This is a genomic window from Staphylococcus sp. FSL W8-0774 (assembly GCF_038006785.1).
Taxonomy (GTDB): Bacteria; Bacillota; Bacilli; order Staphylococcales; family Staphylococcaceae; genus Staphylococcus; species Staphylococcus pasteuri.
Map to the genome: position 1 here is coordinate 1771095 of NZ_JBBOVW010000001.1, position 16083 is coordinate 1787177.

At 30.5% G+C, this 16083-nt stretch carries 15 protein-coding genes; 6 read left to right on the plus strand and 9 right to left on the minus strand.

The features are described 5' to 3' along the window. The first annotated feature begins 139 nt into the window (after positions 1–139). Positions 140–4237: a glucosaminidase domain-containing protein gene (locus NSQ15_RS08595; protein ID WP_340747097.1), complete on the plus strand. Its 4098-nt coding sequence runs from the start codon at positions 140–142 to the stop codon at positions 4235–4237. Between the two features lie 225 nt (positions 4238–4462). Here the strand turns inward: NSQ15_RS08595 and NSQ15_RS08600 are convergent, their stop codons facing one another. After that, complete coding sequence (locus NSQ15_RS08600; protein ID WP_029055549.1) at positions 4463–4882, minus strand: MarR family transcriptional regulator; 420 nt, start codon at positions 4880–4882, stop codon at positions 4463–4465. A gap of 153 nt (positions 4883–5035) precedes the next feature. Here NSQ15_RS08600 and NSQ15_RS08605 point away from each other — a divergent pair, with 153 nt between their 5' ends. Next, positions 5036–6043 (plus strand): acyltransferase family protein, encoded by a 1008-nt coding sequence (locus NSQ15_RS08605; RefSeq protein WP_017638077.1) that lies wholly within the window; start codon positions 5036–5038, stop codon positions 6041–6043. Between the two features lie 138 nt (positions 6044–6181). After that, positions 6182–7363 carry an aminotransferase class I/II-fold pyridoxal phosphate-dependent enzyme gene (locus NSQ15_RS08610; RefSeq protein ID WP_017638076.1) on the plus strand — a complete coding sequence of 394 codons (1182 nt, stop codon included), beginning with the start codon at positions 6182–6184 and terminating at the stop codon, positions 7361–7363. A gap of 78 nt (positions 7364–7441) precedes the next feature. On the opposite strand, the gene menB is transcribed toward NSQ15_RS08610, so the two are convergent. From menB to NSQ15_RS08630, 4 genes are read right to left on the minus strand one after another with little or no spacing between them, the layout of a single operon-like run. Next, complete coding sequence (gene menB / locus NSQ15_RS08615) at positions 7442–8260, minus strand: 1,4-dihydroxy-2-naphthoyl-CoA synthase (protein WP_017638075.1); 819 nt, start codon at positions 8258–8260, stop codon at positions 7442–7444. Next, entirely contained in the window at positions 8253–9056 is an 804-nt protein-coding gene (menH, locus tag NSQ15_RS08620) for a 2-succinyl-6-hydroxy-2,4-cyclohexadiene-1-carboxylate synthase (RefSeq protein ID WP_070452218.1), read from the minus strand. The genes menB and menH overlap by 8 nt, the downstream gene beginning before the upstream one ends. Then, complete coding sequence (gene menD / locus NSQ15_RS08625; RefSeq protein ID WP_108000439.1) at positions 9043–10716, minus strand: 2-succinyl-5-enolpyruvyl-6-hydroxy-3-cyclohexene-1-carboxylic-acid synthase; 1674 nt, start codon at positions 10714–10716, stop codon at positions 9043–9045. Before menD ends, menH begins: the two co-directional genes overlap by 14 nt. After that, a complete protein-coding gene (locus tag NSQ15_RS08630; RefSeq protein WP_340747098.1) occupies positions 10709–12064 on the minus strand; it encodes an isochorismate synthase in 1356 nt (451 codons plus the stop codon). The genes menD and NSQ15_RS08630 overlap by 8 nt, the downstream gene beginning before the upstream one ends. A 175-nt stretch (positions 12065–12239) precedes the next feature. On the opposite strand from NSQ15_RS08630, the gene NSQ15_RS08635 reads away from it, so the two are divergent. Further along, positions 12240–13178 carry a 1,4-dihydroxy-2-naphthoate polyprenyltransferase gene (locus NSQ15_RS08635; RefSeq protein WP_340747099.1) on the plus strand — a complete coding sequence of 313 codons (939 nt, stop codon included), beginning with the start codon at positions 12240–12242 and terminating at the stop codon, positions 13176–13178. Between the two features lie 47 nt (positions 13179–13225). Here the strand turns inward: NSQ15_RS08635 and NSQ15_RS08640 are convergent, their stop codons facing one another. Next, positions 13226–13777, minus strand: coding sequence for a GNAT family N-acetyltransferase (locus tag NSQ15_RS08640; RefSeq protein ID WP_017638070.1), 552 nt, complete (start codon positions 13775–13777; stop codon positions 13226–13228). A 216-nt stretch (positions 13778–13993) separates the two neighbouring features. Here NSQ15_RS08640 and NSQ15_RS08645 point away from each other — a divergent pair, with 216 nt between their 5' ends. Further along, positions 13994–14206 carry a TM2 domain-containing protein gene (locus tag NSQ15_RS08645; RefSeq protein ID WP_017638069.1) on the plus strand — a complete coding sequence of 71 codons (213 nt, stop codon included), beginning with the start codon at positions 13994–13996 and terminating at the stop codon, positions 14204–14206. A gap of 103 nt (positions 14207–14309) precedes the next feature. Next, complete coding sequence (locus NSQ15_RS08650; RefSeq protein WP_017638068.1) at positions 14310–14411, plus strand: SAR1012 family small protein; 102 nt, start codon at positions 14310–14312, stop codon at positions 14409–14411. Positions 14412–14464: 53 nt separating this feature from the next. On the opposite strand, the gene NSQ15_RS08655 is transcribed toward NSQ15_RS08650, so the two are convergent. The 3 genes from NSQ15_RS08655 to NSQ15_RS08665 are packed head-to-tail and all read right to left on the minus strand — an operon-like array spanning position 14465 to position 16064. After that, positions 14465–15070 (minus strand): FMN-binding negative transcriptional regulator, encoded by a 606-nt coding sequence (locus NSQ15_RS08655; RefSeq protein ID WP_340747100.1) that lies wholly within the window; start codon positions 15068–15070, stop codon positions 14465–14467. Between the two features lie 16 nt (positions 15071–15086). Then, entirely contained in the window at positions 15087–15596 is a 510-nt protein-coding gene (locus NSQ15_RS08660; protein ID WP_217193817.1) for a GNAT family N-acetyltransferase, read from the minus strand. 15 nt (positions 15597–15611) lie between these two features. Continuing rightward, positions 15612–16064, minus strand: a complete 453-nt coding sequence (locus NSQ15_RS08665) for a MarR family winged helix-turn-helix transcriptional regulator (protein ID WP_070452237.1) — start codon at positions 16062–16064, stop codon at positions 15612–15614. Positions 16065–16083: the final 19 nt, after the last annotated feature.

The window sequence follows — 16083 nt, forward strand, 5'->3', positions numbered from 1 at the left end:
GTTTAAACCCCTTACATCGCAATAAATTTAAAAGATTATAGGTTAAAGTTCTATTACAAATCTGTTAAAAACAATACACTTTTATTTTCGCATATTATAATTAATACAAATTCATAACATACAAGGAGTAATTATAATAATGGCGAAAAAAATCAATTACAAATTACCGTCAATGGTTGCACTAACTTTATTTGGAACAGCATTTACGGCTCACCATGCAGATGCAGCAGAAGCTACTCAAGACCAAACTAAAAACAAGAATGTACTGGATGACCAAACAACCTTAAAACAAGCTAACAATGCTAAAAAAGAAGTGAGTAACCCAACACAAAATATTTCTGGTACTCAAACTTATCAAGATCCAACTAAAGTAAAACCTGTACAGACTACTTCTACAGAAGATAATGATACATCTAAACAAAATGATACTGCAGATGTAACAAATATTACTAATACAACAAGTGATAGTACAAATTCTGATAAAGAATCTAAACAAAATGATACTGACAATCAAAAAGATGTGAGTACTGATGCTACTGATAATCAATCAACAACTAACGTTGACTCTGATAAATCAACTAACGATAATAATGAAGCTGTTAAAGAACAAACTGACAATAACACTAATGCTCAAGCTCAACAGCAAACTCAAGATACAGATAATAATGTAAAAAATAAAACTAGCCAAGAAACTAGTCAAAATGAAAACACTGAATCTACTAACCAATCAACTAAGCAAACAGTTAAAAATAATGGTGGTTATAGTTTAATTGATGATGAAGATGATGTTGAGAGTGAAAATGTGTCAGATAACAATTCAAATGACACTACTAAACAAACAGTAACAACTGCACAATCTGAAAGTAATAAAACAGATAAATCAGCTATCTCTAATCAAACTACAAAATCAACAAACACTAATACAACAAACACTAAAAATGATACTAAGGAATCAGCTAAAGTTGAATCAGCTAAAGTGAACGATTCATCAAATAATCAAGTGTCTACTTTTAGATCAGTAGCCAAACCAAGAATGATGTATGCAACTGCTAAAAAAGCAACATCTTCTTTACCAAAATACAAACCAGCAGTGAAATCTTCAATAAATGATTATATTCGTAAAAAGAATTTTAAAGCACCTCAGATTGAAGAAGATTATTCATCTTACTTCCCTAAATATGGATACAGAAATGGTGTAGGTAAACCTGAAGGAATTGTTGTCCATGATACAGCTAATGAAAATTCAACAATTACGGGCGAAATCAATTACATGAAGAACAATTACAACTCAGCTTTCGTACATGCGTTTGTAGACGGCAACAGAATCATCGAAACTGCCCCTACTGATTACTTATCATGGGGAGCTGGTCCATACGGTAATGAACGTTATATAAACGTTGAAATTGTTCATACACATGACTATGATTCATTTGCACGTTCAATGAACAACTATGCTGATTACGCTGCAACACAATTACAATATTATGGTTTAAAACCTAATAGCGCTGAAAACGATGGTAGCGGTACTGTTTGGACACATTCAGCAATTAGTAGATGGTTAGGTGGTACAGACCATGCTGACCCACATGGTTACTTTAAACAACATAATTATAGTTATAATGAATTATACGATTTAATCAATGAAAAATATCAAATTAAAATGGGACAAGTTGCACCTTGGGGTACTACTTCAACAAGTACAACTAAACCTTCTAGTGGAAGTACAACAACTAAACCTACTACTAAACCTTCAACTAGTAATAGTAAATTAACAGTTGCTGCAAATAATGGTATGGCTCAAATTAACACAAAAAATAGTGGACTATACACAACTGTTTATGACAAAAAAGGTCACTCTACTAAAGAAGTACAAAAAGCATTATCAGTAACTAAAACTGCAACATTAGGTAATGATAAATTTTACCTTGTACAGGATTATAATACTGGGGAAAAATTTGGTTGGGTTAAACAAAATGAAGTAATTTATAATACAGCTAAATCACCAGTAAAAGTTAATCAATCTTATAATGTTAAATCTGGTACTAAAGCTTATACAGTACCTTGGGGTACTAGTAAACAAGTAGCTGGTACAGTTTCAGGAAAAGGAAATCAAACTTTTAAAGCTACTAAACAACAACAAATTGATAAATCAACATATTTATATGGTACAGTTAACGGTTTAACTGGATGGATTAGTAAAGCTTATTTAACTACACCTACTAACACTACTAAACCAGCTACAAAACCAACAACTAAGCCTACAACTACTAATAATAAATTAACAGTTGCAGCAAATAATGGCGTAGCTCAAATCAATTCTAAAAATAGTGGTTTATATACAACTGTTTACGATAAATCTGGTAAAACAACAAAAGAAGTACAAAAAACATTAGCAGTTTCTAAAACAGCTACATTAGGTAATGATAAATTTTACTTAGTTCAAGATTATAATACTGGCAAAACTTATGGTTGGGTTAAACAAGGAGATGTAGTCTATAATACGGCTAAATCACCTACTTCTGTAAATCATTCATATAGCGTTAAACCTGGTACAAAAGCTTATACAGTTCCTTGGGGTACTTATAAACAAGAAGCAGGAACAGTTTCAGGTAACGGTAACCAAACATTTAAAGCTACTAAACAGCAACAAATTGATAAAGCTACTTATCTATATGGAACTGTAAATGGTATCACTGGTTGGATTAGTAAGTATTATTTATCTGAACCAACTTCAACTAAATCAACTGTTGCTAAACCTAAAATGGCTTTTAAATCATATGCTGTAACAAACGAAGAAACACCTAAAACTCAAACTACGGCTAAAACTAACATTACTCAAACTACTAAAAAAATTGGTCAAGTAAAACTTAACAACTCTGGTATTCGTAGTTCTGTATATGATAAAACAGCTAAAAGTGGTACTAAATACGCAAATCGTACTTTCACAATTTCTAAACAAAGAACTGAAGGTAATCAAACTTATGTGTTATTACAAAACACAGTATCAAACACACCATTAGGCTGGGTTAACATTAATGATATTAATGTTCAAAACCTAGGAAATGAAGCTAAAGAAACAGGTAAATATAAAGTGAATAGCAATAATAATGGGCTTTATTCAATTGCATGGGGAACTAAAAACCAACAATTATTACCTACAAGTCAATTAGTAAATCAAACTTTTAACGCTTCAAAAGCTGTATATGTAGGTAACGAAAAATATTTATATGGTACAGTTAACAATCGCACTGGTTGGATTGCAGCAAAAGACTTAGAACAATCTAATACTAACAATCCTGCAACGCCATATAATTATACTTTCGTTATCAAAAATAATAATGGTTATTATTATGATGATCCTGCTGCAAAGAACGGTTATTCATTAAAAACTTATTATGAAAAACCATTTGTAGTCATTAAACAAAAACAACAAAATGGTGTTACTTGGTATTACGGTAAATTAACTAATGGTAAATATGCTTGGGTTAAAGCAAACGATTTAACAAAAGAATTGGTTAAGTATTCAAATACAGGACGTACATTAAACCAAATGGCTTCTATTCAAAGTAATTTAAGCTATGGCCCACAAGTTCAAAGAACTCCTGGCGTATGGTCAAATGCAACTTACTATGAAACAAAAAATGCTATGGATTCTAATAAATTAGCTAAAAATCCTGTATCTAAATATCAATTTTTACGTTTAGATCAACCACAGTATTTATCTGAAGCTACTTTAAATAAATTACTTAAAGGTAAAGGCGTACTTGAAAACCAAGGTGCAGCATTTAGTCAAGCGGCTAAAAAATATGGCTTAAATGAAATTTACTTAATTTCACATGCTTTATTAGAAACTGGAAATGGACAATCTCAATTAGCTAAAGGTGCTAACATTACAAACGGTGTAGTAAATACTCGTTCTGCAACTAAATATCATAATGTATTTGGTATTGGTGCTTATGACTATAATGCTCTAGGCGAAGGATTAAACTTTGCTAAAGCGTCTGGTTGGAATTCAGTTTCAAAAGCGATTATCGGTGGAGCTAAATTCATAGGTAATTCATATGTGAAAGCTGGACAAAACACGTTATACAAAATGCGTTGGAATCCTGCACACCCAGGTACACATCAATATGCAACAGATATTAATTGGGCAGATTCAAATGCACAAGTATTAAAAGGATTATATGATCAAATCGGAGAAGTTGGTAAATTCTTTGATATTCCTACATTTAAATAATTCTTATTTCGACTAACAAGATAATTCTTGTTAGTCGATTTTTATTACGTCCCCCTTCTCTTTTCTATGATCCTATAACCTTTAAAAGGAAATTTTCTTGTTAATATTATTCCGATATAAATAAAGAAAGCAATTTATATCTTATTTCAATAGAAATTGCTTTCTTTATATTTATTAAATCTATAAATCATTGACTCACGACATTTTTAATATCTTTATCATCCATTAATGAAAACTATGGCGACTATTTAACTTGTTTAATAATTGATTTAAACTTTCGATTTCGTTTTCTGATAAGCATTGACATCTAGCCTCTATTAATTCACATCGAGCAGTATTTATCTGCTTAATTAATGCTCGTGCTTCCTCTGTAAGAATTAATTCCTTACATCTTAAATCTTCATGTGACTGCTGACTTGTAATATATCCTTTCAATACAAGTTTTTTAATCCATCGTGACACAATCGATTGTTCTCGACTAATCTTCATTGTTAAATCATATTGTGATAAACGGTCGTAATTATACAGTATTCGTAATAACTCTAATTGTTCTGATGTAATGTCTGTTCTTTGTCCAAAGCGTCGGTTAACTATATTCAAATCGTTGTTAGTAAGTGTAATAAGTTTTTCAAGTTGTTTATACATGCTGTTTCTACTCCACTTTATTTAGTTGATAATATTATATGCTTTTTTTATAAGATATACAATAGAATTTTATATTGTAGTCAAAATCGTTGCATTATCGCCATAAAATATAATAAATTAAGTACAGTTAAACAATAAAAAGGAGACATATTTATGCCTTCCATTAAGGACAGGGATTATTTTTTTGATAATGCCCGAGCGATACTTATATTTTTAGTAGTGTTTGGACATCTATTACAGCCGTATACTTCAGAAGATAAAAATTTATCAGCACTATATCTAGTTATTTATAGTTTCCACATGCCAACATTTTTATTTATATCAGGTTACTTTGCTAAAAATTTAGACAAACCTTATTATTTAGAAAATATTGCTAAAAAATTATTATTACCGTATTTCATATTTTTCGCATTTTACTCGGTGTATTATTTTTTAACTGGAAAAAGCGATAGTTTACAATTAGATCCATTCAACCCTGTATTTGCATTATGGTTTTTATTAACGTTATTCTTCTTCCATGTCGTTTTAGTTATTGTAAGAAGATATAATCCATGGATTGTTCTTACTATTTCCATTGTTTTTTCAGTATTTGCCGGTTATTCGGCTAACATTGATGAATACATGAGTATTTCTCGTACCATTGTATTCTTCCCAATTTTCTATTTAGGTCATTTATTTACTAAAAACCAAAGTATGGTGTTAAGAAGTAAAAAATGGGTGCCTATCTCCATTTTAGTATTTATCCTTTACTTTGTAGGTTATTATTTACATCCAATTAATTCTGATTGGTTATTAGGTAGTACGCCTTATACTTCATTAGAACAAAATGCCGAAGACGTATATAGTCCACTGAAACGTTTACTATTGTATGTAGTTATTTTAGTGTCGATGTTTGCATTCTTAAATTTAACATCTCAAAAATTACGTTTTTATACCTATATTGGTAGTAGGACAATGTATGTCTATTTATTACATGGTTTAATTATTGGTATTATTCGTGGATTTGAACTCTATCCATTTAAATCGCCAATTTCTGTATTTACTTATCTATTTTTATTTATTACATCTGGCATTATAGTTTATATCTTATCGAACCGGTGGATATGTAAATGGACAAATCCAATCATAAACTTAAAATCCCCTTCTAAATTCAAAGGGTAATGTTTATTATAAAATTAATTCGTATACCAAAATGTAGTGCTTAAAATATGTTATGATTGTAATAATTTGAAAGAATTATACGACATTTCAAACATTAAAAGTACTATATTTTGGTATTTTTTAGAGGAGTAATGATTTATGAAATTACAATTAAATGAGCAGTCAAAATTTTTAAAAGCACCTAGTATTCGACAATTTTCAAACCGTATGAAAGATATTGATGATTGTATCAATTTAACAATTGGGCAGCCTGATTTTCATATGCCAGAAGTGGTAAAAGACGCTTACATCAAAGCCATTAAAAATGACCAAACAAGTTATTCTCACAATAAAGGGATCATAGAAGCTAGACAGGCTATAAGTAATTATTATCAAAATAAATATGGTTTCGAATATAGTGTTGATGAAATAATTATGACTAATGGTGCTAGTGAAGCTTTAGATACTACATTGCGTAGTATTATCAATCCAGGAGATGAAATTATCATTCCAAGTCCTACATATGCGGGCTATATCCCTTTAATTCAAACTTTAGGTGCTGTGCCAAAATTTATTGATACTACCGAAACATCTTTCAAAATCACACCAGAATTGTTGAATCAATATATCAATGAAAATACAAAAGCTGTTTTACTTAATTATCCTACAAATCCTACAGGCGTGACATTAAATCGTGAAGAAGTCAGCGATATTGTAAATACATTGTCTAAATATAATGTATTTATCATTAGTGATGAAATCTATGCAGAAAACACGTTTAATGGTGTTCATACTTCTTTCGCTGAATTCGATGAGATTAGAGATCAATTAATACTCATCAGTGGTTTAAGTAAATCACATTCAGCAACTGGTATCCGTGTTGGATTTTTAATTGGACCAGAATATTTAATTGAAAAATTAACTTTCATGCATGCATATAATTGCATTTGTACAAATGTTCCAGCTCAACATGCATGTATCGCTGCATTAAATGAAGGTTTAGAAGCGCCAAAATATATGAATAAAGCTTATATTGAGCGTCGTGACTATTTAATCGAAAAACTTCAAGACCTTGGTTTCGAATTAAATGCTGTACCTGAAGGCGCATTTTACATTTTCCCAAGTATAAAAAATTATACAGATGATGATTTTAATTTTTGTGTTGATGTGTTAGAAAAAGCTCACGTTGCTATGGTACCTGGTTCGTCCTTTACAGATATTGGGAAAGGCCATGTAAGAATTTCTTATGCTTATGATATGTCATTACTCAAAGAAGGTATGTCACGTTTAGAAGATTATTTAAAAGAGCAATATCCGGAACAATTTCCAACTAATAAATAAATCATAAACACAGTAAAAAACCCCTTAAAGTATGATGGCTTTAACACCATACTTTAAGGGGTTCGTTTATATCAAATCTTATGGGAATTTAGGGAATTGGTCAAAGTCAGGGTCACGTTTTTCTTTAAATGCGTCACGACCTTCTTTAGCTTCATCAGTTGTATAATAAAGTAAAGTTGCATCTCCAGCCATTTGTTGTAAACCTGCTAAGCCATCTGTATCTGCATTCATAGCTGCTTTTAAGAAACGTAGTGCTGTTGGTGAATGTTTCATGATATCTTGACACCAAGCAACTGTTTCGTCTTCTATTTGATCTAATGGAACGACAGTATTAACTAATCCCATGTCTAATGCTTCTTGTGCATTATATTGACGACATAAGTACCAAATTTCTCTTGCTTTCTTATGTCCAACAATTCTTGCTAAATAACCAGAACCATAACCAGCATCAAATGAACCTACTTTAGGACCAGTTTGTCCGAAAATAGCATTGTCTGCTGCAATAGTTAAGTCACATACTACGTTTAATACGTTACCTCCACCAATAGCATAACCACGTACCATTGCGATAACTGGTTTTGGAATAACTCTGATTAAACGTTGTAAATCTAATACATTTAAACGAGGAATGTCATCTTCGCCAACATAACCACCGTGTCCACGTTTCTTCTGATCTCCACCAGAACAGAATGCTTTATCTCCTTCACCAGTTAAAATAATAACTGATATTTTTTGATCATCACGCGCACGTGAAAAGGCATCAATCATTTCAGCTACTGTCTTAGGTGTAAATGCATTACGTACTTCTGGACGATTAATTGTTACCTTTGCAATTCCATCGTAAAATTCATATTTAATTTCATCATATTCTCTAAGTGTTTCCCACTGTCTAGTCATTTTGCTCCTCCTTTAAAAAACCTAATATTATTGTATCAAATTCCGCGCTATCTTCCACGTGAATTGTATGACCTACTTCAGAAACTATTGTTTTTCTACTATTAATAATTTGTTCATTCATCTTTTGGGCAATATTTACAAATTTCTCATCTTTTTGACCAGCTAATATAATTGTCGGTATTTGAATGTTAATAAGTGATGGCCATAAATTTGGCATTTGCCCTGTACCATAATCTCTCAAAGCTTTTGCTAACTTACTAGGATCTTGATTCATTCTGTTTTGACGAATTTGTTTTTTAACTGATTTATCTAAATCATATTGGGATGCAAATAACGGTAATCTTTCCCAATCGTTAACAAATATTTCCAGTCCAGCAATTTCTAATACTTTCGCTCTTGCATTATCAACTTGTTGTCGTTCTATCTGATCTTCTTCTTTTTGTATACCGGGCGACGTGCTTTCTAATATTAAACCTGACAATTCATTAGTACCATGTAATGCATAGTAAAGTGATACTCTACCACCCATAGAATAACCTAATAAATATTGATGATATTGATGATATTCACTTAATATTTGGTCTAATTTTTGACTTATATATGAAAAGTTCCATTCTTGGTTCATAGGTGAATCATCATTACCATGTCCTGGCAAATCAACAGTCAATACATTAACTTGTTTAGTCAACGTATCTATATGACTATCAAATGTTGATCCATCACTAATAAAGCCATGTAACATAATCAACAATTGATTGGATGGTTTGTTGGATGAATAAAATTTATGATGTAGCATTAATTATTTCACTCAATTTCTTATATAAAATTTGATGTTGCTGTAAATTGTCTTCTCTATCAGTAATGATTTCATATACGATAGCGCCGGATTGTGAAAGCGTCATATCTTTAAATTCAGATAAAGTATTAAAACGTTTGAAATTAAATTCATATAATAATGCGGCATGTTCAAAATCCAACCCAGTTGGTGTACCAAATAAACGCTCAAAGTATTCTGATGCAGATGATTTTTGAGGTAAATATGAAAAGATACCTCCCCCATCATTATTCAATAAAATTACATTTAAGTGTATGTTATTTAATTTTGACATGAGTAGTCCATTCATATCGTGGTAAAAAGCTAAATCTCCAATTAATAAAGTAACATGTTTATGAACTGCCATACCTAATGCTGTAGATACAACACCATCAATACCATTGGCACCACGATTGGCATAGATTTCAGCTTCACTATTAAATAATAGATTATCAACATCTCTTACTGGCATACTATTACTTACAAATAATGCATCTTGTTTAGTTAGTTTTGAAATCAATTCTCCTACATAAGCCGCTTCATCAGTAGCATGTTGTAGATAATCATTTATTTCAATACGAGCTTGCTTTTCTAATGTTTGCCATTTCTCTATCCATGCTTTTCTATTAATAGGTTGGTTATTCTTTAAAGATCTGAAAAAGTCATTCGCAGATATTTCATAAGAAACATCAGGCGGTACTGGAAATACATCAATTTTATCATTATTTTGAACTAATATTTGAAACGCTGATGTAGCCTTCAACCATTGATTTAACTTTTTAGATATAACAGGTTTACCAACTCTAATTACAAAATCGACTTCCCAATCCATACCAGCTCGATACAATAAATCATACGTTGTAATAACATTAGGATGATTATTACGTCTTAACTGACTTAGCGGATCGGCTAACACAGGTAAATCATTTTCAGTTGCATAAGATAATATTTGGTCAACTTCTTGGTGTTGCATATCACCTACTATGATTAAACCTTTATCTTTTTCTATCTTTTCTTTGATTGGCATAACATCAATCATTTTTTGATAATGTGGTAGTGTCTTAGATTCTGATTTTAATAATTCTGTTCTATCTAAATTAGGTGTTAAAGGTTCTCTAAATGGTAAATTAAAGTGAATTGGTCCTTTGTGTGGTCCAAATAAATACTGACTAGCAATTTGCATTTGATAATGAATAGTATCTAGCATATTTGTTGTTCCATCAGCAATTGGCATATCAAATTGGAAATTCACATAGTTACTAAACATATTCACTTGATTAATTGCTTGTGGCGCTCCTACACTTCTTAGTTCATGAGGACGATCACTAGTTAAGACAATAAGTGGTATACGACTAATCTGACTTTCAGCAATTGCTGGTGTATAATTAGCTGCTGCTGTACCAGAAGTACATAATATAGCTACAGGTCTCTCGCTACCTTTTATTAAACCTAGTGCAAAAAAGGCAGCGCTTCGTTCATCTGGATGAATCCAAGTTTTAATGTTTGGATGCGCTTCTAATGCGATAGCTAATGGGGTCGAACGAGATCCCGGACTAATTACAACTTCTCTTACGCCATAAGCATATAATTCTGATGCAAATGTAAATACTTGAGTTGTTAATGCTTCATTATAATTACTCATTTTCATCTACTCCTAATGCATTCATCATTGGTGAAAATTTTACTGCTGTTTCAGCAATTTCACTATCTGGATCAGAGTCTTTCACTATTCCACAACCTGCAAATAATGTTGCTTGATCGCCTTTAATTAACATCGAACGAATAGCTACTATAAATTCACAATCATCATATACATCAATAAAACCTACTGGTGACCCATATAAACCACGTGTTCCAAATTCTTTTTTCTCAATAAATTCTAATGCTTCATCTTTAGGGTATCCACCTAATGCAGGTGTAGGATGCAAACGATCGATTAAACTAATATATGAATGATCATTTAACTTACCTTCTATTTGTGTATATAAGTGATATAAATGGTCATTTTTTAAAATATTAGGTGTTTCATTGTAGTCTACATTTTCAACATAAGGTTGAATATCATTTAAGATACTTTCAACGACAAATTGATGTTCACCTAAATTCTTTTTGTCATTTAGAAAAGCATTTATATTCGCTTGATCTTCCTGTTCATCATGAGATCGTTTAATTGTTCCAGCAACAGCTTTAGTAGATAGAACTTGATTCTCAACTTTGATTAATTGTTCTGGTGTTTGTGAAAAGAAGACAGATTGATTTGATTCAAGTAAAAAGATATAACTGTTTTTTTCATTTTTTAAAGCTTTAGATAAAACATATGGAATGCTGATTTCTTCATCAAATTTAATTAAACGTCTACGTGCTAAGACAATTTTCTTAGAATAATCTATACTTTCGATGGCTTCTTTAACCAAGTCACGCCATTCGTCTAAATAAATATCTTCCATTCTTGTCACATTACCTATATGCTCATCGTATGAATCTACATTGACCTGCTCAAATTGACTAACTAATGTTTTAAAAGCATCTATATCAAATTTATCTCTTTCTGTTGTGTAAGTGATAAAATGACGTTGTCCCTCTGTTGAGATTAAAACTTCAGGTAATACAAAATGATTTAAACCGTATTCTCTCCACTCATCATCTGATTTATGTTTTGAAAATTGAAAACCACCACATAAACGTAAATGGTGTTTTTCACTATCTGGATGTATTAATTCTATATCTTTTTTTAAGGCTTCCCATTCTTTAAAGATAGACTGTTTATTTTCGAAATTATTTTTGAACTTTCGAATTGCATGATATCCGAAATATGAAGATTGATTATCGTTTAGACGTAAATAAAAACGATCACCTGCTTGTGATTCAGTTAAATGAAATAACGTACTTGGATCTATACTTTGGTTGATTTCAACTTCTACTGAGACCCAATCTTTAGAGCTTCCATATAACTTATTGACAATCTCATCTTCTTTAACGTTAACAGCCATTCATTTCACTTCTTTCTTCTATATTTACTCATTAGTATATTGTATCATTTTTCAAACTTAATTTTAGTGGAATTGCTTAATAAAGTAATGCAATTTTTCACGTGAATTGACCTTTATTAATAATTACTTTAAAATATTAATGTTAAAACTATAAAAAAATAAGAGGTTATAAATTATGGCAGATCAATATCAACAATATTCAACTGTGAAAAAATATTGGCAATTAATGAGACCTCATACTTTAACTGCTGCAGTTGTTCCCGTGTTAGTGGGTACTGCATCGGCTAAACTATATCTTCTAGGAAGCGAAGATCATCTAAAATTTAGTTTATTCTTAGCAATGTTACTTGCTTGTTTGTTAATTCAAGCAGCTACCAACATGTTTAATGAATATTACGATTTTAAAAAAGGTCTAGATGATCATACATCCGTAGGTATTGGTGGCGCTATTGTACGTAATGGTATGAGCCCTAAATTAGTTATCAACATCGCAATTGCCTTTTACATTATTGCCGCTTTACTAGGTATATTCCTCGCTTTCCAAAGTTCATTTTGGATTATTCCTATTGGGATTGTATGTATGGCGATTGGTTATTTATATACTGGCGGTCCAATTCCAATTTCTTGGACACCGTTTGGTGAATTATTCTCCGGCTTGTTTATGGGTATGATTATTATTCTTTTATCATTCTTTATTCAAACTGGAAATGTACAAGGATTAATTGTATGGTTAAGTATTCCTATCGTTATTACAATTGGTCTTATTAACATGGCTAACAACATTAGAGACCGTGTTAAAGATAAAGCAAGCGGACGTAAAACTTTACCAATTTTACTTGGTAAACGAGCATCTGTTATCTTTATGGCAACTATGTATATCGTTGCGTATTTAATTGTCATTTTCACTGCATTATTTAAATCTGGTGGATCACTCTTCTATTTATTAGTATTATTGTCATTTCCAATGCCTATTAAAGCTGTTAGAAGATTTAATAAAAATGACACACCAGAAACAATGATGCCAGCAATGGCTGCTACAGGAAAAACAAATACTATTTTCGGTATTTTATATGCATTAGGCATTTATATTAGTGCATTACTTGGCGCAATTTAATTAAATATATAGATAGTCGACAATGAACATGTTCATTGTCGATTTTTTTATTGTTTAATCATATGTTGATATATATGACCGTATAGATCAATATCACTAACTGTTTTAAAACCTAGTTTTTCGTATAATCTTTGTGCTCTAGTATTACCATAATCGCAATTTAAACTCCATTTTTTATCGGAATGATTTTCAATCACATACTTTAATAAACTTGTGGCTATTCCTTTACCTCTATATTCCGGGAAGGTAGCAACTGTTTCGATATACATTTCATCATCTTCTGCTTCTTTAATAGGTAATGGTGTACCAAATGCTCTGATATCTTCATCGAGTGGAAGTTCAAGCCATTTCTTTTCATATTCAAGTTCATTTTCACCATCATATGCAATTAAACAACCTGCTACTTCGCCATCTTCCTCATAAACCCAAACGTTCTCATAATAACTACGATATTTAACATTGACCACACTCAATTCTAAAATATGAATAATTCGTTCTTTACTTATTTGCTTCACCATATCTAATTCCATGTCTTCCCATATCATATAACATAATTCCGCTATTCTTTTATTATCACTAGGATGCGCTTGTCTAATCATCAAATACCCTTCCTTTATTAAGTGTCTTAATTTAATTATATAGAAACTAAGCTACGATATAAACGAAAGTCATCATCTAATTTCCAATAGTTATCATGACTCATTTTAAAAATGTCTTTGTTGATATCATAATATATAACACATACCTATAATTACAGTTTAATTGAATAACTAACCCTTAATTGTTTAAAATAAAAATTAAGGAGGCAGTCAATCATGAAAGTGAACAAACTTATTTATATACTTGTAGCAATCTTTTTAGGCGGCGTGGGTGTCCATAAATTTTATGCCGATAAAGTTGGTCAAGGCGTACTACATCTCGTTTTCTTTTGGACAGGAATTCCTAGTATTGTAGCAATTGTACACGCTATTATCGTTGCATTTACTAAAAAAGCTGATAAAGATGGATATATTGTATTCGAAAGGTAAAAAACGATTATAATATTCATATAAAAATCATATCTTACATTTAAAATGTTGAAATTTGGGTATATATAACTTAAATAGAACAAAAATAAAGGGAGATTTTTTAATGATGAATATTATTAAACGCGCAATTAGAATAGTTATTACAGGTTACATTGTAAAAGCTATCCGCAATTTAATTTCAGGTAAATCAAACGGTGGAAAATAAATATTTGAGTTATGTGAAAAAGTCAGTCCTAAATGGGCTGACTTTTTGCTTTACTATAATTTTTTAAGTTCACAAGCTAAATCTTTATCATTTAATTGATCGCTTTGACTAAGATGTATGATAATATTTTCCTTTTCAGATTGAGTTCTATTTTGACTCATTTTAAATGCTGCTTCAAGTTTGTTAATTTTAACTTTAAATCCAACAATACCTTTAATTTGTTGTTTTGCTTCTTTAGATAAATTATTCCAAGTTGCACCATTAGGTCGATGATTTTCATATTTATCAAGCATTTTAATTAATTCACTTTCTAATTCTTCAGTTGTTAATAATTGTCCTGTTCCATATGCATGAACGCTTTGGTAATCCCAAGTCGGCACATCTTCAGTATCATACCAAGTTGAAGATATATATCCATGAGACCCTTGAAAAATGATTAATACTTGCTGATTCTGATCGATCGTTTTCCATTGTTCATTACCTTTAGCAAAGTGACCCGAAATGTATAATTCATTATGTTTTTCTTCAATATTTACTGGTAAATGAGTAGCAATTGGTGTCGTTCCATTATAAGTAACTATCGTGACAAAATTATGTTCATTCATAAATGATTTAATCATTTCATAATCATGGATTTGATATTGCATTGGAATATACATATAATTCTCCTCCCTTTTATATAGCAATAGACATTATTTCATCAATTTGTTTATCTTCTCCCATATAAAAAGCATGTTCCCCTATTTTTTCAAAGCCAAGTTTTTTATAAAATTGAATTGCTTTTAGATTGTGTTCCCAAACGCCTAACCATATTTTGTTGTATCCATGTTCTCTTGCAACCTTTAAAGCATGATTATAAAGTTCTCTTCCAACACCCATTTTTTGATAATGGTTAAGTACGTAAATTCGTTCAATTTCAATATATTCATTACCAAAATCTTCGGTTTGTGCCTTGTTAATATTGAGTTTTAAATACCCAGCCAATTGATCTTCAACATAAATAAAATATATAAATGAATCTTCATTTTGCAATTCTTTAAGCACATTATTATCAGTGAAAGTTTGTTTCAAATAATTATCAATATTTTCATCTTTATTTTGTGGTCTAAATGTTTCATTAAAAGTCTTATACTCAATATTTTTTAATTTTTCTAAGTTCTCTTCATTACATTGTCTTATTAACATAGTAATAACCCCTTTTTAATATATTCGCTTGTTACCATTTTTAACATTTTTCCAATCCTCAGATATATTATGTTTAACTCTATTCAACATTTTTGATAATTCATCAATTTCTTTATTATTGAATCCCTCTAATGCCACTTCATTGGAATGATTGTTTTCCCTTATAATAAATGGATATAATTTCTGCCCTTTTTCAGTAGGATATAACAATTTGTTCTTTTTATTATTTTCATTATAGGTTTTATATATAAAATTGTTCTTTTCCAAATTTTTAATTGATCTTGATGCTGTAGCTCTATCAATTTTCAACATATCTACAAGTTGCTCTTGTATCATACCTGGATTTTCACAAATTCTTACTAAATAGATAAATTGACCTTTTGAAAGTTTCAAATCTTTAAATTCAATATTACTGATTGAATCTAATGCTCTTGCTATTATTCCTATATCTCTTAAAATATCTTGCAAATTCTACACCTCTTTTTAT

Coding starts and splice junctions, on each gene's coding strand:
- NSQ15_RS08660 (WP_217193817.1), bottom strand. CDS start 15,596: ATGTTAATAAGACAATGTAATGAAGAGAACTTAGAAAAATTAAAAAAT.
- NSQ15_RS08640 (WP_017638070.1), bottom strand. CDS start 13,777: ATGATTAGACAAGCGCATCCTAGTGATAATAAAAGAATAGCGGAATTA.
- NSQ15_RS08635 (WP_340747099.1), top strand. CDS start 12,240: ATGGCAGATCAATATCAACAATATTCAACTGTGAAAAAATATTGGCAA.
- NSQ15_RS08630 (WP_340747098.1), bottom strand. CDS start 12,064: ATGGCTGTTAACGTTAAAGAAGATGAGATTGTCAATAAGTTATATGGA.
- menD (WP_108000439.1), bottom strand. CDS start 10,716: ATGAGTAATTATAATGAAGCATTAACAACTCAAGTATTTACATTTGCA.
- NSQ15_RS08600 (WP_029055549.1), bottom strand. CDS start 4,882: ATGTATAAACAACTTGAAAAACTTATTACACTTACTAACAACGATTTG.
- NSQ15_RS08610 (WP_017638076.1), top strand. CDS start 6,182: ATGAAATTACAATTAAATGAGCAGTCAAAATTTTTAAAAGCACCTAGT.
- NSQ15_RS08645 (WP_017638069.1), top strand. CDS start 13,994: ATGAAAGTGAACAAACTTATTTATATACTTGTAGCAATCTTTTTAGGC.
- NSQ15_RS08655 (WP_340747100.1), bottom strand. CDS start 15,070: ATGTATATTCCAATGCAATATCAAATCCATGATTATGAAATGATTAAA.
- NSQ15_RS08595 (WP_340747097.1), top strand. CDS start 140: ATGGCGAAAAAAATCAATTACAAATTACCGTCAATGGTTGCACTAACT.
- menH (WP_070452218.1), bottom strand. CDS start 9,056: ATGCTACATCATAAATTTTATTCATCCAACAAACCATCCAATCAATTG.
- menB (WP_017638075.1), bottom strand. CDS start 8,260: ATGACTAGACAGTGGGAAACACTTAGAGAATATGATGAAATTAAATAT.
- NSQ15_RS08605 (WP_017638077.1), top strand. CDS start 5,036: ATGCCTTCCATTAAGGACAGGGATTATTTTTTTGATAATGCCCGAGCG.
- NSQ15_RS08650 (WP_017638068.1), top strand. CDS start 14,310: ATGATGAATATTATTAAACGCGCAATTAGAATAGTTATTACAGGTTAC.